Here is a 22,647-nt window from a genome sequence, read left to right as displayed (position 1 = left end):
ATTTTCCGTGGAACCCGCCACTCTTGATGGCAAGAAGTCACAACGGCCCGTGACGAAAGGGCCTGGCGGCGGTTGCCCGGTTACAGGGGTGCGGGCGCCGTCTCCTCAAGATCTCTAGTTGGGTCGGCGCCTTGTCGCCGGCCGGAGGGAAAGCGATGGGTAGGACACTCGCGGAGAAGGTCTGGGACGACCACGTCGTCCGGCGCGCCGAGGGCGAGCCCGACCTCCTCTTCATCGATCTGCACCTGCTGCACGAGGTGACCAGCCCGCAGGCCTTCGACGGCCTCCGCAAGAGCGGTCGCCCGGTGCGCCGGCTCGACCTGACCATCGCCACCGAGGACCACAACACCCCGACGCTCGACATCGACAAGCCCATCGCGGACCCGGTCTCCCGGGTCCAGCTGGAGACGCTGCGCAAGAACTGCGCCGACTTCGGCGTCCGGCTGCACCCGCTGGGCGACGTCGAGCAGGGTGTCGTGCACGTCGTGGGCCCGCAGCTGGGTCTGACCCAGCCCGGCACCACCGTGGTCTGCGGTGACTCGCACACCTCCACGCACGGCGCGTTCGGCGCGCTGGCCTTCGGCATCGGCACCTCCCAGGTCGAGCACGTGCTGGCCACCCAGACGCTGCCCATGGTCCGCCCGAAGACCATGGCGATCACCGTCAACGGCGCGCTGCCGGACGGGGTCACGGCGAAGGACCTCATCCTGGCGATCATCGCGAGGATCGGCACGGGCGGCGGCCAGGGCTACGTCCTGGAGTACCGCGGCGAGGCCATCGAGAAGCTCTCGATGGAGGCCCGCATGACCATCTGCAACATGTCGATCGAGGCCGGCGCCCGCGCGGGCATGATCGCCCCCGACGAGACCACCTTCGCCTACCTCCAGGGCCGCCCGCACGCCCCCGAGGGCGCCGACTGGGACGCGGCCGTCGCCTACTGGCGGACGCTGCGCACGGACGACGACGCCGAGTTCGACGCCGAGGTCGTCATCGAGGCCGCCGAGCTGTCGCCGTTCGTCACCTGGGGCACCAACCCGGGGCAGGGCGCACCGCTTTCCGCCGCCGTCCCCGACCCGGCCTCGTACGACGACGCCTCGGAGCGCTTCGCCGCCGAAAAGGCGCTGGAGTACATGGGGTTGGAGGCCGGACAGCCGCTGCGGTCCATCAAGGTGGACACCGTCTTCGTAGGTTCCTGCACCAACGGCCGCATCGAGGACCTGCGGGCCGCCGCCGAGATCGTGCGGGACCGCAAAGTCGCCGACGGCGTACGGATGCTGGTCGTCCCCGGCTCCGCGCGGGTGGGCCTGCAGGCCGTCTCGGAGGGGCTGGACGTGGTCTTCAAGGAGGCCGGGGCCGAATGGCGGCACGCGGGCTGCTCGATGTGCCTGGGCATGAACCCGGACCAGCTCGCCCCCGGTGAGCGCTCGGCATCCACCTCCAACCGCAACTTCGAGGGACGGCAGGGCAAGGGCGGCCGCACCCACCTGGTGTCGCCGCAGGTCGCGGCCGCGACGGCGGTCCTGGGCCACCTGGCCTCCCCGGCCGACCTGTCCGCCGCCGACGTCCCCACGCCCGCTGGAGTCTGAGAGTCATGGAAGCATTCACCAAGCACACCGGCCGGGCCGTCCCGCTGCGCCGCAGCAACGTCGACACCGACCAGATCATCCCCGCCCACTGGCTCAAGAAGGTGACGCGGGACGGATTCGAGGACGGGCTGTTCGAGGCCTGGCGCAAGGACGCGTCCTTCGTCCTCAACCAGCCCGAGCGGCAGGGTGCGACCGTGCTGGTCGCCGGCCCCGACTTCGGCACCGGCTCCTCCCGTGAGCACGCCGTCTGGGCGCTGCAGAACTACGGTTTCAAGACCGTGATCTCCTCCCGCTTCGCCGACATCTTCCGTGGCAACTCGCTGAAGAACGGCCTGCTCACGGTGGTCCTCGACCAGAAGACCGTCGACGCGCTGTGGGAGCTGACCGAGCGGGACCCGCAGGCCGAGATCACCGTCGACCTCGAGTCCCGCGAGGTGCGCGCGGAGGGCGTCACCGCCTCCTTCGAGCTGGACGAGAACTCCCGCTGGCGGCTGCTTAACGGGCTGGACGACATCTCGATCACCCTCCAGAACGAGCCGGAGATCGCCGCGTACGAGGCCAAGCGGCCGTCGTTCAAACCGCAGACGCTCCAGGTGTGAGCCCGAGGCCTCCACGGAGGCCCCGCAAGGTCGAGTTTCGGCCACCCGACACCCCCGCCGTACCCCCGATCGGACCGATCGGGGGTACGGCTGTTTTCGGCGCCCGTCTCGGTCGGGTGAGGCGGCCAGGTCCGTCAACGTCCCACGTTAGAGGCGTGGTTGCAGGGGTAGGCAGGTAATGGAGGCGCGGCTTCCGCGGGCGCGCGAGAGGCCGTTCGAGGCGGCAGTTGCCCCCTGCGCAGGCGACAACTCGCCCCAGATGGCACAATCTGTGCATGGACCACGACGGCCAACTCGAGCTCTATGCGGCGGTCGCGGTCCGGCTCAAGGAAGCGCACACAAGAGTGCGCGCACTGCAAGTCCCGGAGGGCGTACGGATGGCGCTGACCCGGAAGCTGCTGGTCATTACGGCCGCGGCCAAACACGATCTCGCCGGTGCGGCAGGGCGCCTGGACCGGTTCATCGCGGACCTCGACGAGGGGCGATTCCCCGAAGAGGAAGGCTGAACGAGCCGGGACCGCCCGAGTCCGTTGCGGCACAAGGGTGATTAGCCCGTTTCGTGTTTGATTTGCGGTATATATCTGCCTAACGTGCGAAAAAGCTTGAACACATTCGTTCTGGCGATGTCTCCGAAGGGGAAGACGTGAACAAGGCGCAGCTCGTAGAAGCGATTGCCGACAAGCTGGGCGGCCGGCAGCAGGCCGCCGACGCTGTCGACGCGGTCCTGGACGCCCTCGTCCGTGCAGTGGTCGCGGGTGACCGGGTCTCGGTCACCGGCTTCGGTTCCTTCGAGAAGGTCGACCGTCCGGCCCGCTACGCCCGCAACCCGCAGACGGGCGAGCGGGTTCGGGTCAAGAAGACCTCCGTACCCCGCTTCCGTGCTGGTCAGGGCTTCAAGGACCTGGTGAGCGGCTCGAAGAAGCTCCCGAAGAACGACATCGCGGTCAAGAAGGCTCCCAAGGGCAGCCTGTCCGGCCCGCCGCCCACCATCTCCAAGGCCGCGGGCAAGAAGGCCGCCGCCAAGAAGGCCACGGGCGCCGCGAAGAAGGCCACGGGCGCGGTCAAGAAGACCACCGCGGCGGCGAAGAAGACCACCGCGAAGAAGACCACGGGCGCGGCGAAGACGGCGACGGCGAAGAAGGCTCCCGCCAAGAAGTCCCCCGCAAAGACCACCACCGCGGCGGCCAAGAAGACCACGGCGAAGAAGGCCCCCGCGAAGAAGGCGACGGCCACGAAGGCTCCCGCCAAGAAGTCGACCGCGCGCAAGACCACCGCCAAGAAGGCCACCGCCCGCAAGAAGTAGCGGCACGCGGCCGGCGGCGTCCGGCAGGCGAACGGGCACAGGGCACATACGCGCCGGGCCGGACTCCTCACGGAGTCCGGCCCGCGGCGTGTTCGGGATCGGCCGCGGCGGGCGGGGGAGCGGACCCGCGGTACCGCGCCCCGGCGCGGCCGGGCGGTCAGAAGGTCTGGAGCGTCACCAGGGTGATCCGGCGGTCGGCGCCCGCGCCCTCGCTCTCGACGCGGACCCGCTGACCGGGTCGCAGCAGCCTCAGGCCCCCCGCGTCGAACGCCGCCGCGTCGAAGGGCACCGGCGTGCCGTCGTCCAGCAGCACCTGCCCGCTGCGGCTCTCGGGGTCGTACGTGTACGCGGTCGCCTGCATGCCCGCAGCCTACTGCCCGGCGATCAGCAGCCGCGCCGCCACCGCGGCCGTCCGGGGCCCCACGCCCAGCACCAGCGCGGTGCGCAGATCGTCGCCGGTGTCGACGTCCTGCCGCACGGAGTCCACCGAGTCGAGGCGCAGTTCCGCGGCGCCGGACGCGCGGTGGCGGGCCCGGGAATCCGTACCGAAAGCGGGGGCCAATTCACGGCCCGGCGCGGCGGCCAGCAAGGTGGTGCCGATTCCCGCCGCGTCCGGGAGAAAAGCGCGCGGGAATTGCGCGGCGGCCGCCAGAACCCGCGTCAATTCCGCCGGGCGAAGTGCGGGGAGATCGGCGTTGAGCGCGGCCACCGGGCTTGTGGGGTGTGCGGACCGGACGAACGCCGCCCCGTGCGCCAGCGCGGCGTTGAGACCGCCGCCCGGCTCGTCCGGAACGACCCCGGCGCCCAGTTTCGCCAGGGCCCGCCCCGCCCGCGCGTCGTCCGTGACTACTGCCACATCCGCCACCGCCGGGCAGGCCAGCGCGGCCGCCACCGTGTCCTGTGCGAAGGCGAGCGCGAGGCCGGGCCGAACCCCGTCGTGCGCGGTGTCGGACAGCCTGCTCTTGGCCCGGGCGAGGGGCTTCACGGGTACGACCAAGGTCCACTGCACGAGCGTTCCGTCCTTCTCTCGTCGCCGCCATTGTCACCCGGGAGACCTGGCGGTTCACTCGCCGGGGCGTACGGTGTTCTCGACAGACGGGCGGCCCGGGGCGACACTTGTCCGGCCCCAGGCCCTGGAGGAGAGGTGTCAGCGTGCCCCGCCGCAGAATCGGCTTCTGGTACCGCTTCGCCGCGGTGATCTGCAAACCTCCGCTGGTGGTTCTGATCAAGCGGGACTGGCGGGGAATGGAGAACATTCCGGCCGACGGTGGATTTATCACCGCCGTGAACCACAATTCGCACGTCGACCCCTTCGCGTACGCGCACTACCAGTACAACACCGGTCGCGTCCCGCGATTCCTGGCGAAGAGCGGGCTCTTCCGGAAGGGCTTCGTCGGCGCCGCGATGCGGGGCACCGGACAGATCCCCGTCTACCGCGAGAGCACGGACGCGCTCAGCGCCTTCCGGGCCGCGATCGACGCGGTGGAGCGCGGCGAGTGCGTCGCCTTCTACCCCGAGGGCACGCTGACCCGCGACCCGGACGGCTGGCCGATGACCGCCAAGACCGGTGCCGCGCGCGTCGCCCTCCAGACCAAGTGCCCCGTGATCCCGGTCGCCCAGTGGGGCTGCAACGAACTGCTGCCGCCGTACGCCAGGAAGCCGAACCTCCTCCCGCGCAAGACCCACCGCGTGCTCGCGGGCCCGCCGGTCGACCTGTCGCGGTTCTACGACCAGGAGATGACCGCGGACGTGCTGAAGGAGGCCACCGAGGTCATCATGGCCGCCGTGACCCGCCAGCTGGAGGAGATCCGCGGCGAGAAGGCGCCCGACACGCCCTACGACCCGCGCCGCGAACGGATCGAGCAGCGCCGCCGCACGCAGGCGCAGTCGGGGACGGCCGAGATGGGGGCCGCCCCGGCGGCCCGGACGCGGGCGGCACAGGCACCGACGCACGGGCAGCAGGCAGAAGGGCAGAGCACGTGAGCAACCCCGTCAAGGCGGCCGTCTTCGGCACCGGATCGTGGGGCACGGCCTTCGGCATGGTGCTCGCCGACGCGGGATGCGACGTCACCCTGTGGGGTCGCCGCGCCGAACTCGCCGAGGCCGTCAACTCCACCCGGACCAACCCGGACTACCTGCCCGGGGTGGAACTCCCCGCCAACCTGCGGGCCACCACCGACGCCGCCGAGGCCGCGCGGAACGCCGACTTCACGGTCCTGGCGGTCCCGTCCCAGACCCTGCGCGCCAACCTCGCCGACTGGACGCCCCTGCTGGCGCCCGGCACCGTCCTGGTGTCCCTCATGAAGGGCGTCGAACTCGGCTCAGCGATGCGGATGAGCGAGGTGATCGACGACGTCGCGAAGGTCGGCGCCGAGCGTATCGCCGTGGTCACCGGACCCAACCTGGCGCGGGAGATCGCCGCCCGGATGCCGGCCGCCGCCGTGGTCGCCTGCCCCGACGACTCCGTCGCCCGGCGCCTCCAGGCCGCCTGCCACACCCCGTACTTCCGCCCGTACACCAACACCGACGTCGTCGGCTGCGAGCTGGGCGGCGCCGTGAAGAACGTGATCGGGCTGGCCGTCGGCATCGCGGACGGCATGGGCCTCGGCGACAACGCGAAGGGTTCGCTCATCACGCGCGGTCTCGCCGAGACCACCCGCCTCGGGGTCGCCCTCGGCGCCGACCCGCTGACCTTCTCCGGACTGGCCGGGCTCGGCGACCTGGTGGCGACCTGCTCCTCGCCGCTGTCCCGCAACCACACCTTCGGCACCAACCTCGGCAAGGGCATGACCCTCCAGGAGACCATCGCGGTCACCCGGCAGACCGCGGAGGGCGTCAAGTCCTGCCAGTCGGTGCTGGATCTGGCCCGCGGGTACGGCGTCGACATGCCCATCACCGAGACGGTCGTGGCGATCGTCCACGAGGGGAAGGCCCCGGTCGTGGCGGTCAAGGAGCTGATGTCGCGCAGCGCCAAGCCGGAGCGGCGCTGAGCGGTGCCGGAAGGCGGCGACCCCGGGCCCCGGCGACGCTGAGCGATTCCGGAACGACGCTGAGCGACCCCGCCGGGGCACCCGGGCGACGCCCGCGCCACGCGGCCCCGCCGACGCTGTCTCGCGGCACCGCGGGCGGGTACTCTCAACGCGATATGAGCACCGAGAACCTCCCCCAGAGCCCCGAGCAGAGCCCGGAGCAGCCGCCTCGCAAGCCGCGTGTGGCCGTCGTGTTCGGCGGGCGCAGCTCCGAACACGGGATCTCCGTGGTCACCGCCGGCGCCGTCCTCGCGGCCATCGACCGCACGAAGTACGACGTCCTGCCGATCGGCATCACCCGCGACGGGCGGTGGGCCCTGACCGCCGACGAACCGGAGCGCATGGCGATCACCGACCGCCGCACGCCGGACGTCGAGGAGCTGGCCGAGTCGACCGAGGGCGGCGTGCTGCTGCCCGTCGACCCCGCGAACCGCGAGGTCGTCTACAGCGAACCCGGCTCGGTGCCCAAGGCGCTGGGCGAGGTCGACGTCGTCTTCCCGGTGCTGCACGGCCCGTACGGCGAGGACGGCACCCTCCAGGGACTGCTGGAGCTGTCCGGTGTGCCCTACGTCGGCTCGGGTGTGCTCGCCTCGGCCGTCGGCCAGGACAAGGAGTACATGAAGGCGGTGTTCGCCGCCTACGGGCTGAAGGTCGGCCCGTACGTGGTGATCCGGCCGCGGGAGTGGGAGCAGGACCGTTCCGCCGCCCGCCGCAAGCTCGTGGACTTCGCCGGACAGCACGGCTGGCCGCTCTTCGTGAAGCCCGCGCGGGCCGGTTCCTCCATCGGCATCACCAAGGTCGAGGACCCCTCCGGACTCGACGAGGCGATCGAGGAGGCCCGGCGCCACGACCCGAAGATCCTGGTCGAGGCGACGCTGCGCGGCCGCGAGATCGAGTGCGGGGTGCTGGAGTTCGAGGACGGCCCCCGGGCGTCCGCCCCCGCGGAGATCCCGCCGCCCTCGGAGCACGCGTACTACGACTTCGAGGCCAAGTACATCGACTCCACGCCCGGCGTCGTGCCCGCGCCGCTCACGCCCGAGGAGACCGCCGAGGTCCAGCGGCTCGCCGTGGTGGCGTTCGACGCGGCCTCCTGCGAGGGTCTGGTGCGCGCGGACTTCTTCCTCACGGAGGACGACGAGTTCGTGATCAACGAGATCAACACGATGCCCGGCTTCACGCCGATCTCCATGTACCCGCAGATGTGGCAGGCGAGCGGCGTGAGCTACCCGGAGCTGGTGGACCGGCTGGTCCAGGCGGCGCTGCGGCGGCCCACGGGCCTGCGCTGACCGCTTCCGCGCCGTGCACGACGAAGAAGGCGACCCCCTCGGGGGTCGCCTTCTCGCAGTATGATCAGCGGGTTTCCCCAGCCGGCCGCCCGCTGTCCGCAGGTGGCGGTGGCTTGTCCGCGTTCCGCCACAGCTGGTGACCGACGCACCCTGGACGGGAACCGCCGCCGACTCGCTGTCGTCTGCTGAGGAGCAGCCGACGGCGGCGATCAGCGGTGCGGGAGCGAGCGGGCGGAAGGGGGCTAGAGATGAACGACCGGACAGGTCAGCGTACGCGTGATGCCGTCCACCTGCTGGACCTTGGCGACCACCATGCGACCCAGGTCGTCGACGGTGTCGGACTGCGCGCGCACGATGACGTCGTAGGGTCCTGTCACGTCCTCGGCCTGGATCACTCCAGGGATCTTGCTGATCGTCTCGGCGACGGTCGACGCCTTGCCGACCTCCGTCTGGATCAGGATGTACGCCTGTACCACGGAACCTCCAGAGCGGCCACGAGGATCATGTGGGGAAAAGGAACGCCACGGTATCGCGTCGCCGCTCTCCGCGGGGAGACCCGCGGGGTGGCGGCCTCACGAGCCGTGCTGCCGCAACGACACGAGTGGACGATCACCCCGACCGCGGAGCCGGTCATTTCGACCGTAACGAGGACAGAGATGACGCGCGACCGGGCACGGACAGGGACAGAAGGGGAGCCAAGGCAATGAAGGGCACTGTTGGTGAGCTCGGGGAGTTCGGGCTCATCAGGGAGCTCACCTCCCGTCTCACCACCACGCCGGCGGTCCGGGTGGGCCCCGGCGACGACGCCGCGGTGGTGGCCGCGCCCGACCGCAGGGTGGTGGCCAGTACCGACATCCTCGTCGAGGGGCGGCACTTCCGCCGGGACTGGTCCACCGCCTACGACGTGGGCCGCAAGGCGGCGGCGCAGAACCTCGCCGACATCGCCGCCATGGGTGCCGTGCCGACCGCGCTGCTGCTCGGCCTGGTCGTGCCCGCCGAACTGCCGGTGACCTGGCCGACCGAGCTGATGGACGGACTGCGCGACGAGTGCCAGGTCGCGGGCGCCTCCGTGGTCGGCGGCGACGTGGTGCGCGGCGACACGATCACCGTCTCCATCACCGCCCTCGGCGACCTGCGCAACCAGGAACCCGTCACCCGGGGCGGCGCCCAGCCCGGCGACCTCGTCGCGGTGACCGGCTGGCTCGGCTGGTCCGCGGCCGGGTTCGCGGTGCTGTCCCGCGGCTTCCGCTCGCCGCGCGCCTTCGTCGAGGCCCACCGGCGTCCCGAGCCGCCGTACCACGCGGGCCCGGCCGCCGCGGGGCTCGGCGCCACCGCGATGTGCGACGTGAGCGACGGACTGATCGCCGACCTGGGTCACATCGCGGAGGCCAGCAAGGTCAGGATCGACGTCCGCTCCGGCCAGATCGACATCCCGTCCCAGATGAACGACATCGGCCAGGCCGTCGGCGTCGACCCGATGCAGTGGGTGCTCACCGGGGGAGAGGACCACGCGATCGTGGCCACCTTCCCGCCGGACGTGAAGCTGCCCGCCCGCTGGAAGGTCATCGGTGAGGTCCTCAACCCCTCCGCGCTGCCCCAGGTGACCGTCGACGGGGCGCCCTGGACCAGCAAGGGCGGCTGGGACCATTTCGGGGACGAGGTCGAGGCATGAGGCCGCCCCTGGTCCTGACCGTGGCCGGCTCCGACTCGGGCGGCGGCGCCGGCATCCAGGCCGACCTCAAGACGATGCTCGCCCTCGGCACCCACGGCATGAGCGTGCTCACCGCGGTGACCGCGCAGAACTCGCTCGGTGTGCAGGGCGCCTGGGAGCTGTCCGTGGCGGCCGTGCGGGCCCAGTACCGCAGCGTCGTGGACGACATCGGCGTCCAGGCGGTCAAGACCGGCATGCTCTCCTCCGCGGAACTGGTCGAGACGGTCGCCGAATTGATCGGCGGCACGGACGCCCCGGCGGTCGTCGACCCGGTCGGCGTCTCCAAGCACGGGGACGCGCTGCTCGCCGCCTCCGCCCTGGACTCCGTACGCACCAAGCTGCTGCCGGTCGCCACCGTCGCCACGCCCAACCTCGACGAGGTCGCCCAACTCACCGGCGTGCGCGTCGAGTCGGACACCGACCTGCGCCGGGCCGCGGCGGCCGTCCTGGAGTACGGGCCGCGCTGGGTGCTGATCAAGGGCGGCCACCTGCGCGGGGACGCCGTGGACCTGCTCACCGACGGTTCCGAGGAGTACTGGCTGCGCGCCTCGCGCCTGGACAACCGGCACACGCACGGCACCGGCTGCACCCTCGCGTCGGCCGTCGCCTGCGGGCTGGCCAAGGGGCAGCCGGTACCGGAGGCGGTCGAGGCGGCGAAGACCTACGTCACCGGGGCCATCGGAGCGGGCTTCGCACTCGGCGGCGGCATCGGACCGGTCGACCACGGGTGGGCACTCGGGCGGGACGCCTCCTCGGCCTGACGCCCCGGGCGGCCTCCTCCACGACCCGACCGGGGAGGCCGCCGCCGGTCGACCGCCACGGGCCCGCGGCTCAGCCGCTCCGGCAGGTCCCGGCCCGTGCGGGGACGGCAAAAAGCCGGCCCACACGAGGTGGACCGGCTTTGTGCAGCGGACCAGGCAGTGGCCGCGCGCTCAGCTGAGACGCGTCAGCGCGAGACCTTGCCGGCCTTGATGCACGAGGTGCAAGCGTTCACGCGCTTCGGCGTCCCGCCGACCACGGTACGCACACGCTGGATGTTCGGGTTCCAGCGACGGGACGTACGGCGGTGCGAGTGCGAGATGTTGTTGCCGAAGCCCGGCCCCTTGCCACAGACGTCGCAGTTGGCAGCCACGGGTCACTCCAAAGACTTCAGATGCACTTACGGTTGATCCCGGCATGCCGGGAACAAGAACTCGGAGTCGCGAACGATCCGGGAGCTGAGTGGCGGTGCCAGGGGGATGGCCCGATCGGGATCGGGCAACCGGAGCAGCATACAACGGCTGCTCCCGTACAACGAAACTACCACGGCAGCTCAGGGGCCGGTCCCGGCCCTCCACCGGCCGGACCCCCGCGAAGGTCTACGCTGCCGACCACGTCCAGCAGCTCAGGGAGGCGCAGGTGGCGCAGGTGCCGCAGAGGTTCTTCGACGCTCTGGCGGTACGCACCTGGTGCGGTCTCTCGCTGGAGGCACTCGGGCGGGCGCGCGAGGAGATCGACGCGATCAACGTCTACCCGGTCGCCGACGGGGACACCGGCACCAACCTGTACCTGACCCTGGAGTCGGCCGTGGCCGCCGTGGAGGCGGTCTTCGCCGCGCACGCGGTGGACGCCGGGGCGCGGGAGGCGGGCGACGGGCCCTCGTTGCCGGAGACCGTGGGTGCGATGGCGCACGGCGCGCTCATCGGCGCCCGGGGCAACTCCGGGACGATCCTCGCGCAGCTGCTGCGCGGCATGGCCCAGGTGCTCACCGCCCGGGGTGAGGCCGCTCACACCGACGGCCAGGGCCTGCGCCTGGCCCTGCGGCACGCGGCCGAATCCGCCCGGCAGGCCGTGGCCCACCCGGTCGAGGGCACCGTCCTGACCGTCGCCTCGGCCGCCGCCGACGCGGCCGACGGGGCGAAGGGCGACTGCGCGGAGGTGGCCCGCGCCGCCTACGAGGGCGCCGGCCGGGCGCTCGCCGAGACCCCGGGCCGGCTGCCCGTCCTGCGGCGGGCCGGAGTCGTCGACGCCGGCGGGCGCGGCCTCGTGACGCTCCTCGCGGCCCTGGTGGAGACGTTCACGGGCAGCGCTCCCGAGCCCAGGGCGGCCGTCGCCCCGCGCCGCACTCCCGAGCCCGGAGCGGCCGTCGCCCCGCTCGCGCGCGTGACGCACGACGCCGGGGCCCCCGCGGTCGGGCGCGCCGGGGAAGCGCCCGCGAGCGAGCACACCGCGGGAACGACCGGGGGCGAGTGCGCCGCCGAGGAGGACGCCGGGGACGGGCCCGCCTTCGAGGTGATCTACCTGCTGGAGGCGGAGGACGCGGCCGTGGCGCGGCTGCGGCAGCGGCTCGACGCCCTCGGGGACTCCCTCGTCGTCGTCGGCGGCGACGGCCTGTGGAACGTCCACGTGCACGTCGACGACGCGGGCGCCGCCGTGGAGGCGGGCGTGGAGGCCGGGCGGCCGTACCGCATCCGGATCACCCACTTCGGGCTCGGGGACGTGCACACCACCGGGGGCGGGCGTCCGCCGCAGGAGCGCACCCAGCGCGCGGTGGTGGCCGTCGTGCCGGGGGAGGGGCTCGCCGGGCTGTACGCCGAGGCCGGCGCGACCACCGTGCTCGCGCGCCCGGGGGAGCCGCCCGCCAGCGGGGAGCTGGTCCAGGCCGTACGGCGGGCGCACGCGCGCGAGGTCGTGCTGCTCCCCAACGACGTCGAGCTGCGCCACACCGCCGCCGCGGCGGCCGAACAGGCCCGCACCGAGGGCGTCCGGGTGGCCCTGATCCCGACCCGCTCCGCCGTCCAGGGCATCGCCGCGCTCGCCGTGCACGAGCCCGGGCGACGCTTCGACGAGGACGTGGTGGCGATGACCTCGGCGGCCGGCGCCACCCGCTACGCCGAGGTCGCCGTCGCCGAACGGCAGTCCTGGACCACGGCCGGCATCTGCCAGGCCGGTGACGTGCTCGGCCTCGTCGACGGCGACGTGGCCGTGATCGGCGCGGACGTCACGGCGGTCGCCGCGACCGTCCTGGACCGCATGCTCGCGGCCGGCGGCGAGCTGGTCACCCTCGTCCTCGGCGACGAGGCCCCCGAGACCGTCGCCGCCCACCTGGAGGCCCGCGTCCGCGAGGCGTACCTCGCCGTCGACACCGTGGTCTACCGGGGCGGCCGGCAGGGCGCGCCGCTGCTCATCGGCGTGGAGTAGCACGCCCGTCCCCGGCGTTCGCGGGGAGGTGCGAGGTCATTGTCAGTGGCGTGGTGTGCAATGGATCTCGTGCCCGCACTGCGAGAACCCCTGAAGAAGGTGCTCGGCCCCGCCACCGCGAAGGTGATGGCCGAGCACCTCGGCCTGCACACCGTCGGCGACCTCCTCCACCACTACCCCCGCAGATACGAGGAGCGCGGCCAGCTCACCCACCTCGCCGACCTGCCGATGGACGAGCACGTCACGGTCGTCGCCCAGGTCGCCGACGCCCGCCTGCACACCTTCGCCTCGTCGAAGGCCCCGCGAGGCAAGGGACAGCGCCTGGAAGTGACCATCACGGACGGCCACGGCCGCCTCCAGTTGGTCTTCTTCGGCAACGGCGTGCACAAGCCGCACAAGGAGCTCCTGCCGGGCACCCGGGCGATGTTCGCGGGCAAGGTCTCCGTCTTCAACCGCAAACTCCAACTGGCCCACCCGGCATACGAGTTGCTGCGCGGCGGTGACGACGACGACCCGGCCGAGAGCGTCGAGTCCTGGGCGGGCGCCCTCATCCCCCTCTACCCGGCCACCGCCAAGCTGGAGTCCTGGAAGATCGGCAAGGCGGTCCAGACGGTGCTGCCCAGCGCGCAGGAGGCCCTCGACCCCCTCCCCGACTCCCTGCGCGAGGGCCGGGCGCTGGTCTCCCTCCCCGAGGCGCTCCTGAAGATCCACCGCCCGCACACCAAGGCGGACATCGACGACGCCCGCGCCCGCCTGAAGTGGGACGAGGCCTTCGTCCTCCAGGTCGCCCTCGCCCGCCGCCGCCACGCCGAGACCCAGCTCCCCGCCGTCCCCCGCAGACCCCGTCCGGACGGCCTGCTCACCGCCTTCGACGACCGCCTCCCCTTCACCCTGACCGACGGCCAGCAGAAGGTCTCCCGGGAGATCTTCGACGACCTGGCCACCGACCACCCGATGCACCGGCTGCTCCAGGGAGAGGTCGGCTCCGGGAAGACGATGGTGGCCCTGCGCGCCATGCTCGCCGTCGTCGACGCGGGCGGACAGGCCGTGATGCTGGCGCCCACCGAGGTGCTCGCCCAGCAGCACCACCGGTCGGTCGTCGAGATGATGGGCGAGCTGGCCGAGGGAGGCATGCTCGGCGGCGCGGAGCACGCCACCAAGGTGGTGCTGCTCACCGGCTCGATGGGCGCCGCCGCCCGCCGCCACGCCCTGCTCGACCTGGCCACCGGCGAGGCCGGCATCGTCATCGGCACGCACGCGCTGATCGAGGACAAGGTGCAGTTCCACGACCTGGGGCTGGTCGTCGTCGACGAGCAGCACCGCTTCGGGGTGGAGCAGCGCGACGCCCTGCGCGGCAAGGGCAAGCAGCCCCCGCACCTGCTCGTCATGACCGCCACGCCGATCCCGCGCACCGTCGCGATGACGGTCTTCGGCGACCTGGAGACCTCCGTCCTGGACCAGCTCCCGGCCGGACGCTCGCCGATCGCCAGCCACGTCGTCCCGGCCGCCGACAAGCCGCACTTCCTGGCCCGCGCCTGGGAACGCGTCCGCGAGGAGGTCTCGGGCGGCCACCAGGGGTACGTCGTCTGCCCCCGTATCGGAGACGAGGACGAGGCGCCGAAGAAGGGCTCCGAGCGGCCCGCCGACGGCGACGCGGAGAAGCGGCCCCCGCTGGCCGTCCTCGACGTCGCCGAGCACCTGGCGAAGGGACCGCTCCAGGGCCTGCGCGTCGAGGTCCTGCACGGCCGCATGCAGCCCGACGACAAGGACGCGGTCATGCGCCGCTTCAGCGCCGGGGAGACCGACGTCCTGGTCGCCACCACCGTGATCGAGGTCGGCGTCAACGTCCCCAACGCCACCGCGATGGTGATCATGGACGCCGACCGCTTCGGCGTCTCCCAGCTGCACCAGTTGCGCGGCCGCGTCGGCCGGGGCTCGGCCCCCGGGCTGTGTCTGCTGGTCACCGAGATGCCCGAGGCGAGCCCGGCACGCCAGCGCCTGGCCGCCGTTGCCGGCACCCTCGACGGCTTCGAGCTCTCCCGCATCGACCTCGAACAGCGCCGCGAGGGCGACGTCCTCGGCCAGGCCCAGTCCGGCGCCCGCACCTCGCTGCGGGTCCTCGCCGTCATCGAGGACGAGGAGATCATCGCCGAGGCGAGGGAGGAGGCGGCGGCGGTGGTGGCCGCCGACCCGGAGCTGACCGGCCTGCCCGCCCTCCGGACGGCTCTGGACGCCCTGCTGGACGAGGAGCGGGAGCAGTACCTGGAAAAGGGCTGACGGCACCCGCCCCGAGAGGGCGCGGGCACCCCACGACCGGCCGCGGCGGACCCCTGCCCGCCGCGCAGCACGAGCCACCCACCCCCCTCGCCTGCCAGACTGAACGGAACACACCAGGAATCCCCACCCAGGAACCCCCACCCGGGAACACCCACCCCACGACCAAGGACCCAAGATGACCCGCGTGATCGCCGGCACGGCCGGCGGACGTCGCCTGGCCGTCCCGCCGGGGACCGGCACCCGGCCCACCTCCGACCGCGCGCGCGAGGGCCTCTTCTCCACCTGGCAGTCCCTGCTCGGCGGCCCGCTGGACGGCGAGCGGGTCATCGACCTGTACGCCGGGTCCGGCGCCGTCGGCCTGGAGGCGCTCTCCCGGGGCGCGGGGCACGTCCTGCTCGTCGAGGCCGACGCCCGCGCCGCCCGCACCGTCCGGGAGAACGTGCAGGCGATCGGCCTGCCCGGCGCCGAGGTCAGGGCGGGCAGAGCGGAGCAGATCATCCGCACCCCGGCCCCCGCCGAGCCGTACGACATCGTCTTCCTGGACCCGCCGTACGCCGTCTCCGACGACGATCTTCGGGAGATCCTCCTCACACTCCGTACCGAGGGGTGGCTCACCGGGGACGCGCTCGTCACCGTGGAGCGCAGCACCAGGGGCGGCGATTTCCGGTGGCCGGACGGCTTCGAAGCGATCCGGGCCCGTCGCTACGGCGAGGGAACGTTTTGGTACGGTCGCGCCGCCTCTACGTGCGAAGACGCACGATGACACCGGAGAGCGAGGGAACTCAAGTGCGCCGCGCCGTCTGTCCCGGGTCGTTCGACCCGATCACCAACGGACATCTCGACATCATCGCCCGTGCCTCCAGCCTCTACGACGAGGTCTACGTCGCGGTGATGATCAACCAGGCCAAGAAGGGCCTGTTCGAGATCGAGGAGCGGATCGACCTCATCCGCCAGGTCACCGCCGAGTACGGGAACGTGCGCGTGGAGTCCTTCCACGGCCTCCTCGTCGACTTCTGCAAGCAGCGCGAGATCCCCGCCATCGTCAAGGGCCTGCGCGCGGTCAGCGACTTCGACTACGAGTTGCAGATGGCCCAGATGAACAACGGCCTCTCGGGCGTGGAGACCCTCTTCATACCGACCAACCCCACCTACAGCTTCCTGTCGTCCTCCCTGGTCAAGGAGGTCGCCACCTGGGGCGGCGACGTCTCCCACCTGGTCCCGCCGCTGGTCCTCGACGTCCTCACCGAGCGCCTGAAGAAGGACTGACAGAGCCCCGCACGGAACCCGGGCGCACCTCTCGCGGGACCCCGGGGGCTGACAACCCGTCACCCGGTGTCCCCCGGACACCCCAGGGTCGTACAGTCGTCCCGTCCGTCTCCAACACAGCTGTAGAGAGTGGCGAGCACACGGTGGACGTGCAGAAGAAGCTCGACGAGATCACCGCGATGGTCTCCGGCGCCCGCGCCATGCCCATGTCGGCCTCGTGCGTGGTCAACCGCGCCGAACTGCTCTCCCTGCTGGAGGACCTGCGCGCCGAGCTGCCCGGCTCCCTCGCCCAGGCCCAGGAGCTGATCGGCGACCGCGAGCACATGGTCGCCCAGGCCCGCCAGGAGGCCGACCGGATCATCGAGAGCGCGCACGCCGAGCGCGGTTCGCTGATCTCCGACACCGAGGTCGCCCGCCGCTCCCAGGCCGAGGCCGACCGGATCCTCACCGAGGCCCGCCAGGAGGCCGAGGAGGTCCGCGCCGAGGCCGACGACTACGTCGACTCCAAGCTCGCCAACTTCGAGGTCGTCCTCACCAAGACCCTCGGCTCCGTCGGCCGGGGCCGCGAGAAGCTGCTCGGCACCGGACCCGGCCTCGACGAGAACGGCTACGAGGACGAGGACGCCCCCGAGCGCAGCCACGACCCGGAGACCCTGCGCCGCGACGCCGACACCTACGTGGACACCAAGCTCGGCGCCTTCGAGGCGGTGCTGGCCAAGACCCTGGACGCCGTCGGCCGCGGCCGCCAGAAACTGCACGGCCGGATCGCGAGCGACGACCTCGGGGCCCTCGCCGACGACGCCACCACCGTCCAGCACTCCAGCGACGCCGACTACCTCGCCGGCCTCGCGGCCCTCTCGGACGCCCCCGCCGAGCAGCCCCGGCAGCGCGAGTACGGCGAGCAGCAGCAGGCGGCGGCCCAGGTGCCGGCCCAGGCCGTGCCGGAGATGCCGGCGCAGCAGCCCGCGTACGGTTACGCGCAGCAGCAGCCCGACCCGTACGCGGACTACCAGCAGGCCTACGGCGGCCAGCAGGACCCGTACGGCTACCAGCAGCAGACCGACGCCTATGCCCCCGCCTCCGGCTACGCCGCGGCGGGAGCCGACCCCTTCCAGGGTTACGACGCCCACCAGCAGGCGTACGACGGACAGCAGGGCTACGCGCAGCCCCCGCAGCCGCAGCAGCCGCAGCAGCCCCCGCAGGCTCAGCCGCAGGCCCTCGACGAGACCAGCCTCTTCGACACCAGCATGATCAGCGCCGAGCAGCTGCGGGCCTACGAGCAAGGACGCGGTCTCTAGGGCCGTCGGCCGCGGGGGTCCGGATTGGGCCGACAGCGCATGGTCCAGTATCCTGGCTCTTCGGTCGCGTGTACGTCCGCGATCGACGCTGCCCGGGAACACCTCAGGGCGACACCCCCCAGCAAGGAAAGACCGAAAGCAGGAATGGTTCTGAACGCGCGCCTCGACCACCGCGACCCCCTCGTGTTCGACACGCACGAGCTGGGACGGCGGCCCGGTGCGCTGCAGCGCCTGACCCGCACGGTCGACGCTCCCCGGGACCTCGGCCTCCAGGGAGTCATCGGAGTGCCGGAAGGCGCTCCGGTGGAACTCGATCTCCGGCTCGAGTCGGTCATGGAAGGGGTGCTCGTCACAGGCACCGCCCGTGCCAAGGCCGAGGGGGAGTGCGTAAGGTGTCTGGAGCCGCTGGAGCAGCAGCTCGAAGCGGACTTCCAGGAGCTGTTCTCGTACCCTGACGCCGACGACCGGGGCCGCCCTGCGGCGGAACCGGGCGACGACGCCGAGGACGACGAGGACCGGCTCTTCATCGAGGACGGACTGATCGGCCTCGAACCCGTGCTGCGTGACGCGGTGGTGCTCGCACTGCCGATGCAGCCGGTGTGCCAGGAAGACTGCCAGGGTCTGTGCTCCGAGTGCGGAGTACGCCTGTCGGACGACCCGGACCACCACCATGACGCCGTCGACATCCGTTGGGCGGCATTGCAGGGACTCGCCGGTTCACTCGAAGACGGCGAGAAGGACGAGATGAGCGGCGACGGGTCGGATTCCGCGGACGCCGCCGAGAAGCAGGAGAAGTAGCCGTGGCTGTTCCGAAGCGGAAGATGTCGCGCAGCAACACGCGCCACCGCCGGTCGCAGTGGAAGGCTGCGGTCCCCACCCTGGTTGCGTGCGAGCGCTGCCACGAGCCCAAGCAGCAGCACATCGCGTGCCCGTCTTGCGGCACTTACAACAAGCGCCAGGTCCTCGAGGTCTGAGCGGCTGGTGAGAGGCACTGTGTCAGTCCCCAAGAAGGCGGAAGACGCCAAGGCGGACCCACCCGCCAAGAAGAAGGCGGACACCCAGGCCTCGTCCCACACGCTTCTGGAAGGGCGGCTCGGCTACCAGCTCGAGTCCGCCCTTCTGGTGCGTGCGCTGACCCACCGTTCCTACGCGTACGAGAACGGCGGTCTGCCGACGAACGAGCGGCTGGAGTTCCTCGGTGACTCCGTCCTCGGTCTCGTCGTCACGGACACGCTGTACCGCACCCACCCCGACCTGCCCGAAGGCCAGCTGGCCAAGTTGCGGGCCGCGGTGGTCAACTCGCGTGCGCTGGCGGAGGTGGGCCGCGGGCTCGACCTGGGCTCCTTCATCCGGCTCGGCCGGGGTGAAGAGGGCACGGGCGGCCGGGACAAGGCATCGATCCTCGCCGACACCCTCGAAGCCGTGATCGGCGCGGTCTATCTCGATCAGGGCCTCGACGCGGCCTCCGAACTGGTGCACCGCCTGTTCGACCCGCTGATCGAGAAGTCCTCGAACCTCGGCGCCGGCCTGGACTGGAAGACCAGCCTCCAGGAACTCACCGCGACCGAAGGGCTCGGTGTCCCCGAGTACCTGGTCACGGAGACCGGCCCGGACCACGAGAAGACCTTCACTGCTGCCGCCCGCGTCGGAGGCGTCTCGTACGGCACCGGCACCGGCCGCAGCAAGAAGGAGGCGGAGCAGCAGGCCGCGGAATCCGCATGGCGGGCCATCCGGGCCGCTGCGGACGAGCGCGCCAAGGCGACGGCGGCCCAGTCGGTCGCCGAAGCGACGGACCTGCCCAGCGCAGACGCCCCGTCCGCCTCCGCCTGACCCGTCAGTTCCACCTGTCGCACGGCACGTCCCGAACGCCCGCCCCTCACCCGGGGCGGGCGTTCGGCTCGTCCGCCGGACCGTCCGAGGGGATGCCATGCCCGAGTTGCCCGAGGTCGAGGTCGTACGGCGCGGCCTGGAGCGCTGGATCGCCCACCGCACCGTCGCCGACGCCGAGGTACTGCACCCGCGCGCGGTACGCCGGCACATCGCCGGCCCCGCCGACTTCGCCCACCGCCTGGAGGGCCACCGCATCGGCACGCCGAGCCGCCGCGGCAAGTACCTGTGGCTGCCCTTGGAGGACACCGGTCAGGCGGTCCTCGCACACCTCGGGATGAGCGGCCAGTTGCTGGTCCAGCCGCACGAGACCCCCGCCGAGAAGCACCTGCGCGTCCGCGTCCGCTTCACCGACACCCTCGGCACCGAACTCCGCTTCGTCGACCAGCGCACCTTCGGCGGCCTCTCCCTGCACGACACCACGCCCGACGGACTGCCCGACGTCATCGCGCACATCGCCCGCGACCCCCTCGACCCGCTCTTCGACGACGAGGCCTTCCACCTGGCGCTGCGCCGCAAGCGGACCACCATCAAACGGGCTCTGCTCGACCAGTCGCTGATCAGCGGCGTCGGCAACATCTACGCGGACGAGGCCCTGTGGCGCTCCCGCCTGCACTACGAACGCCCCACGGCGACCTTCACCCGCCCCCGCACCACCGAACTCCTCGGCCACGTGCGGGACGTGATGAACGCGGCGCTCGCCGTCGGCGGCACCAGCTTCGACAGCCTCTACGTCAACGTGAACGGCGAGTCCGGCTACTTCGACCGGTCGCTCGACGCGTACGGCCGGGAGGGGCTGCCGTGCCGCCGCTGCGCGACACCGATGCGCCGCCGGCCGTGGATGAACCGCTCCAGCTACTTCTGCCCGAAGTGCCAGCGCCCGCCGAGGATCATCCTGTAGGGGCTCGCCGGGCGTCGTACCGCTCCCGCGAGGCCAGCACCTCGTCCATCCGCCCCTCCAGGCACTGGATGAGCGCGATCAGCCGCTCGGCCACCGCACGCCCCAGGTCCGTCAGCTCGTAGTCCACGCGGGGCGGGTTGGTCGGCTGGGCCTCGCGGTGCACCAGGCCGTCGCGCTCCAGGGCGTGCAGCGTCTGGGCCAGCATCTTCTCGCTGACGCCGTCGACGCGGCGCCGCAACTCGTTGAAACGCAGGGTGCCCTCGAACAGGGCGCCGAGCGTCAACGCGCCCCAGCGCCCCGTGACGTGCTCCAGGGTGCCGCGCGAGGGACAGGCCCTGGAGAACACGTCGAACGGCAGATCCTGCTCCTCCGTGCGCTCCTGCGTGGTCGACATACGACAAAGCGTACGTGAGCGCAGCGCTGTGCCGCAGGTTGCGCTGAGCGGGGACAGGGTGCCCCGACGCACGGTCGCCGCTCGGAATGCCGGTGGGGTGCGGTCGTGCCACGCTGGGAGAGGCCGCCCGCTGCGAGCGTTCAGCCGGCCGGACCGCCCCGCCACCCGAGGAGTCCGCCATGTCCCGTGACGCCGCCCCACCCCGAACGGCCGGAGCCGGCCCACGGCCGGGGCACGCCCCCGTGTCGGGCACGACCGTCCTCGCGGCAGCATTGATGATCTTCGGTGGCGCGATGGCGATCTTCGAAGGCATCGCCGCCGTCGCGGAGGACGACCTGTTCGTCGCGACGCGCCACTACGTGTTCGAGTTCAGTCTCGCGGGCTGGGGCTGGGTGCACCTGATCCTCGGCATCGTCCTCGTCGTCGCCGGGTGCGCCGTGCTCGGGGGCGCGCTGTGGGCCCGCTTCTTCGGCGTGTTCGTCGCGGGACTCGGCGCGATCGCCAACTTCCTCTGGGTCCCGTACTACCCGCTCTGGGCCCTGACCCTGGTCGCCGTCAACCTCTTCGTCGTCTGGGCCCTGTGCACGGGCATGCACAGGGAGGCCCACGGCGAACGACGGGCATGACGGGCCCGGAAGCCGCCCGGCCCCGGACGTCCGACCCGCGGTTGTCTCAGTAGCCGAAGTTCTGCGTCCACCACGGGCCGCCGGAGCCGAAGTGGACTCCGACGCCCAGGGTGCGGAAGTCGCAGTTGAGGATGTTGGCCTTGTGGCCGGGGCTGTCCATCCAGGCGTCCATCACGGCCTGGGCGTCGGCCTGGCCGCGGGCTATGTTCTCGCCGCCGAGGTCGGTTATCCCGGCCGCCTCGGCGCGGTCCCAGGGGGTCGCTCCGCTGGGGTCGGTGTGGTCGAAGAAGCCCTCGGCGGCCATGGCCGCGCTGAAGTCCTCGGCCAGTTCGCGCAGCGCGCTGTTCGCGGCCACCGGGGAGCAGCCCACCTTGGCCCGCTCGTCGTTGACGAGCTTGAGCACCTGGGCCTGGGCGACGGCCTCGTCCGACGCGGTGGCCGGCGTGCTGGGCCGCGCCGGCTTCACCCCCGCCGGGCGCGACGGCGTGGGCTTCGCCCCGGTGTCCGGCGTGGACCGCTGCCTCTCCGTCTTCGACGGTGGGGCGGTCGGAGCGGCGGGCTCGGTCGCCGACGCGGAGGGGGAGGACGGCGAGGACGAGGACCCGGACGGCGCGGAGGGGGACGCCGAGCCCGAGGGCGAGGAGGCGGGCGCCGAGGAGCGGTCGGTGCCCCGGCTCGCGGCGTCCCCGCCCCGGCCCGCCTCGGCGCTGCCGGAGGTGCCGCCCTGCCCGGACGGGGTGTTGGTCGGCGCGTCCTGGGCTTCCACCCGGCCCCCGCCGTCGCTGCTCGTCCCGCCGCCGATCCGGTAGTTGTCGAGGCCGGGAACCGCGCCGGTGGCCACCGCCACCGTGCCGAGGGCGACCGCGGCGGAGACGCCGAGCAGGCCCGTGCGGACCGGGGTGACGCCCTTCCTCTTGCGGCGGCGGTGGTTCCCCGCGCGCTGCGGTCCCTCGTCGGGGGCGAAGCCGTCGCTCGGGAAGGGGACGGTGCGGCCGGCCTGCGGGGAGCCGTCGCCTCCGTCGCCGTCCGGGCCCCCGGACGCGTACAGGTAGGCGTCACTGCGCGCCCGGACCTCGGCGTACGCCTCCGGGTTCAGGTAGGGCGCGATCCCCATCGTGGGGCGGTCGCCCGGGGCCGGCTCGGTGCCGGCCCTCCCCGTGATGCCGTCCGTGCGGTGGTCCTCCGCGGCACGGCCCGTGGCGGCGCGGCCGGCGGCGGAGCGTCGGTGGCGTCCCATGTTCTGGCCTTCCTCGTCCTCGCGCTGGACGTGTCTCGCGCCGGACGTCGCTCGCGGTCGACTCCTC

Annotated in this window: 25 protein-coding genes; 19 read left to right on the top strand and 6 right to left on the bottom strand. The window is 72.3% G+C overall.

Translation table 11 applies throughout. The annotated features are described in order from the left end of the window. Positions 1–155 precede the first annotated feature (155 nt). The 4 genes from leuC (at position 156) to AC07FV_RS29735 (ending at position 3,488) form a co-directional block, all read left to right on the top strand. Positions 156–1,586 (top strand): 3-isopropylmalate dehydratase large subunit, encoded by a 1,431-nt coding sequence (leuC, locus tag AC07FV_RS29750; protein ID WP_479090513.1) that lies wholly within the window; start codon positions 156–158, stop codon positions 1,584–1,586. Positions 1,587–1,591: 5 nt separating this feature from the next. Continuing rightward, the gene (leuD, locus tag AC07FV_RS29745) at positions 1,592–2,185 is read left to right on the top strand and encodes a 3-isopropylmalate dehydratase small subunit (RefSeq protein ID WP_479090511.1); all 594 of its coding nucleotides are present in this window, start codon (positions 1,592–1,594) and stop codon (positions 2,183–2,185) included. A gap of 275 nt (positions 2,186–2,460) precedes the next feature. Beyond that, on the top strand, positions 2,461–2,691 hold the full coding sequence (locus AC07FV_RS29740) for an SCO5555 family protein (RefSeq protein WP_479090510.1): 231 nt from the start codon (positions 2,461–2,463) through the stop codon (positions 2,689–2,691). A 137-nt stretch (positions 2,692–2,828) separates the two neighbouring features. Beyond that, positions 2,829–3,488: an HU family DNA-binding protein gene (locus AC07FV_RS29735; protein WP_383645826.1), complete on the top strand. Its 660-nt coding sequence runs from the start codon at positions 2,829–2,831 to the stop codon at positions 3,486–3,488. A 157-nt stretch (positions 3,489–3,645) separates the two neighbouring features. Here the strand turns inward: AC07FV_RS29735 and AC07FV_RS29730 are convergent, their stop codons facing one another. Both AC07FV_RS29730 and cofC read right to left on the bottom strand, forming a co-directional pair. After that, positions 3,646–3,849 carry a hypothetical protein gene (locus tag AC07FV_RS29730; protein WP_053137586.1) on the bottom strand — a complete coding sequence of 68 codons (204 nt, stop codon included), beginning with the start codon at positions 3,847–3,849 and terminating at the stop codon, positions 3,646–3,648. Positions 3,850–3,858: 9 nt separating this feature from the next. Next, positions 3,859–4,497: a 2-phospho-L-lactate guanylyltransferase gene (cofC, locus tag AC07FV_RS29725; protein ID WP_479090508.1), complete on the bottom strand. Its 639-nt coding sequence runs from the start codon at positions 4,495–4,497 to the stop codon at positions 3,859–3,861. A gap of 143 nt (positions 4,498–4,640) precedes the next feature. On the opposite strand from cofC, the gene AC07FV_RS29720 reads away from it, so the two are divergent. The 3 genes from AC07FV_RS29720 to AC07FV_RS29710 all read left to right on the top strand — a co-directional run bounded on the left by AC07FV_RS29720 (position 4,641) and on the right by AC07FV_RS29710 (position 7,803). Continuing rightward, positions 4,641–5,471, top strand: a complete 831-nt coding sequence (locus AC07FV_RS29720) for a lysophospholipid acyltransferase family protein (RefSeq protein ID WP_479090506.1) — start codon at positions 4,641–4,643, stop codon at positions 5,469–5,471. Beyond that, positions 5,468–6,478 (top strand): NAD(P)H-dependent glycerol-3-phosphate dehydrogenase, encoded by a 1,011-nt coding sequence (locus tag AC07FV_RS29715; RefSeq protein WP_479090504.1) that lies wholly within the window; start codon positions 5,468–5,470, stop codon positions 6,476–6,478. The genes AC07FV_RS29720 and AC07FV_RS29715 overlap by 4 nt, the downstream gene beginning before the upstream one ends. A 155-nt stretch (positions 6,479–6,633) precedes the next feature. Next, on the top strand, positions 6,634–7,803 hold the full coding sequence (locus AC07FV_RS29710) for a D-alanine--D-alanine ligase family protein (RefSeq protein WP_479090502.1): 1,170 nt from the start codon (positions 6,634–6,636) through the stop codon (positions 7,801–7,803). A gap of 242 nt (positions 7,804–8,045) precedes the next feature. Here the strand turns inward: AC07FV_RS29710 and AC07FV_RS29705 are convergent, their stop codons facing one another. Further along, a complete protein-coding gene (locus tag AC07FV_RS29705; RefSeq protein ID WP_053137604.1) occupies positions 8,046–8,279 on the bottom strand; it encodes an Lrp/AsnC family transcriptional regulator in 234 nt (77 codons plus the stop codon). A 227-nt stretch (positions 8,280–8,506) separates the two neighbouring features. Between AC07FV_RS29705 and AC07FV_RS29700 the strand changes: the two genes are divergently transcribed. Then, positions 8,507–9,475: a thiamine-phosphate kinase gene (locus tag AC07FV_RS29700; protein ID WP_053137607.1), complete on the top strand. Its 969-nt coding sequence runs from the start codon at positions 8,507–8,509 to the stop codon at positions 9,473–9,475. Continuing rightward, positions 9,472–10,275 (top strand): bifunctional hydroxymethylpyrimidine kinase/phosphomethylpyrimidine kinase, encoded by an 804-nt coding sequence (gene thiD / locus AC07FV_RS29695; protein WP_479090501.1) that lies wholly within the window; start codon positions 9,472–9,474, stop codon positions 10,273–10,275. Before AC07FV_RS29700 ends, thiD begins: the two co-directional genes overlap by 4 nt. 185 nt (positions 10,276–10,460) lie before the next feature. Here the strand turns inward: thiD and rpmB are convergent, their stop codons facing one another. Further along, on the bottom strand, positions 10,461–10,646 hold the full coding sequence (gene rpmB, locus AC07FV_RS29690; RefSeq protein ID WP_003993230.1) for a 50S ribosomal protein L28: 186 nt from the start codon (positions 10,644–10,646) through the stop codon (positions 10,461–10,463). Positions 10,647–10,912: 266 nt separating this feature from the next. Between rpmB and AC07FV_RS29685 the strand changes: the two genes are divergently transcribed. From AC07FV_RS29685 to mutM, 9 genes are all read left to right on the top strand, one after another. Next, positions 10,913–12,694, top strand: coding sequence for a DAK2 domain-containing protein (locus AC07FV_RS29685; protein ID WP_479090499.1), 1,782 nt, complete (start codon positions 10,913–10,915; stop codon positions 12,692–12,694). 60 nt (positions 12,695–12,754) lie between these two features. After that, positions 12,755–14,971: an ATP-dependent DNA helicase RecG gene (gene recG / locus AC07FV_RS29680; protein WP_479090498.1), complete on the top strand. Its 2,217-nt coding sequence runs from the start codon at positions 12,755–12,757 to the stop codon at positions 14,969–14,971. A gap of 175 nt (positions 14,972–15,146) precedes the next feature. Next, the gene (gene rsmD, locus AC07FV_RS29675) at positions 15,147–15,734 is read left to right on the top strand and encodes a 16S rRNA (guanine(966)-N(2))-methyltransferase RsmD (protein ID WP_479090497.1); all 588 of its coding nucleotides are present in this window, start codon (positions 15,147–15,149) and stop codon (positions 15,732–15,734) included. 23 nt (positions 15,735–15,757) lie between these two features. After that, complete coding sequence (coaD, locus tag AC07FV_RS29670; RefSeq protein WP_356610547.1) at positions 15,758–16,237, top strand: pantetheine-phosphate adenylyltransferase; 480 nt, start codon at positions 15,758–15,760, stop codon at positions 16,235–16,237. Positions 16,238–16,380: 143 nt separating this feature from the next. After that, positions 16,381–17,535, top strand: a complete 1,155-nt coding sequence (locus AC07FV_RS29665; protein WP_479090495.1) for an ATP synthase F0 subunit B — start codon at positions 16,381–16,383, stop codon at positions 17,533–17,535. A 144-nt stretch (positions 17,536–17,679) separates the two neighbouring features. After that, entirely contained in the window at positions 17,680–18,333 is a 654-nt protein-coding gene (locus tag AC07FV_RS29660; protein WP_479090494.1) for a YceD family protein, read from the top strand. A gap of 2 nt (positions 18,334–18,335) precedes the next feature. Next, positions 18,336–18,509: a 50S ribosomal protein L32 gene (rpmF, locus tag AC07FV_RS29655; protein WP_003951102.1), complete on the top strand. Its 174-nt coding sequence runs from the start codon at positions 18,336–18,338 to the stop codon at positions 18,507–18,509. A gap of 7 nt (positions 18,510–18,516) precedes the next feature. Continuing rightward, positions 18,517–19,365 (top strand): ribonuclease III, encoded by an 849-nt coding sequence (rnc, locus tag AC07FV_RS29650; RefSeq protein ID WP_479090492.1) that lies wholly within the window; start codon positions 18,517–18,519, stop codon positions 19,363–19,365. Positions 19,366–19,462: 97 nt separating this feature from the next. Further along, complete coding sequence (gene mutM, locus AC07FV_RS29645) at positions 19,463–20,323, top strand: bifunctional DNA-formamidopyrimidine glycosylase/DNA-(apurinic or apyrimidinic site) lyase (RefSeq protein ID WP_479090490.1); 861 nt, start codon at positions 19,463–19,465, stop codon at positions 20,321–20,323. Here mutM and AC07FV_RS29640 read toward each other — a convergent pair. Then, the gene (locus AC07FV_RS29640; protein WP_479090488.1) at positions 20,313–20,717 is read right to left on the bottom strand and encodes a winged helix-turn-helix transcriptional regulator; all 405 of its coding nucleotides are present in this window, start codon (positions 20,715–20,717) and stop codon (positions 20,313–20,315) included. The two genes, mutM and AC07FV_RS29640, sit on opposite strands and share 11 nt — an antisense overlap. Positions 20,718–20,896: 179 nt before the next feature. Here AC07FV_RS29640 and AC07FV_RS29635 point away from each other — a divergent pair, with 179 nt between their 5' ends. Beyond that, entirely contained in the window at positions 20,897–21,343 is a 447-nt protein-coding gene (locus tag AC07FV_RS29635; protein ID WP_479090486.1) for a DUF7144 family membrane protein, read from the top strand. A 46-nt stretch (positions 21,344–21,389) separates the two neighbouring features. Here the strand turns inward: AC07FV_RS29635 and AC07FV_RS29630 are convergent, their stop codons facing one another. Then, positions 21,390–22,580, bottom strand: a complete 1,191-nt coding sequence (locus AC07FV_RS29630; protein WP_479090484.1) for a CAP domain-containing protein — start codon at positions 22,578–22,580, stop codon at positions 21,390–21,392. Positions 22,581–22,647 lie beyond the last annotated feature (67 nt).

The sequence above is a fragment of the Streptomyces sp. NPDC045956 genome, assembly GCF_056430705.1.
This window is presented reverse-complemented; position numbering and strand designations above follow the sequence as displayed.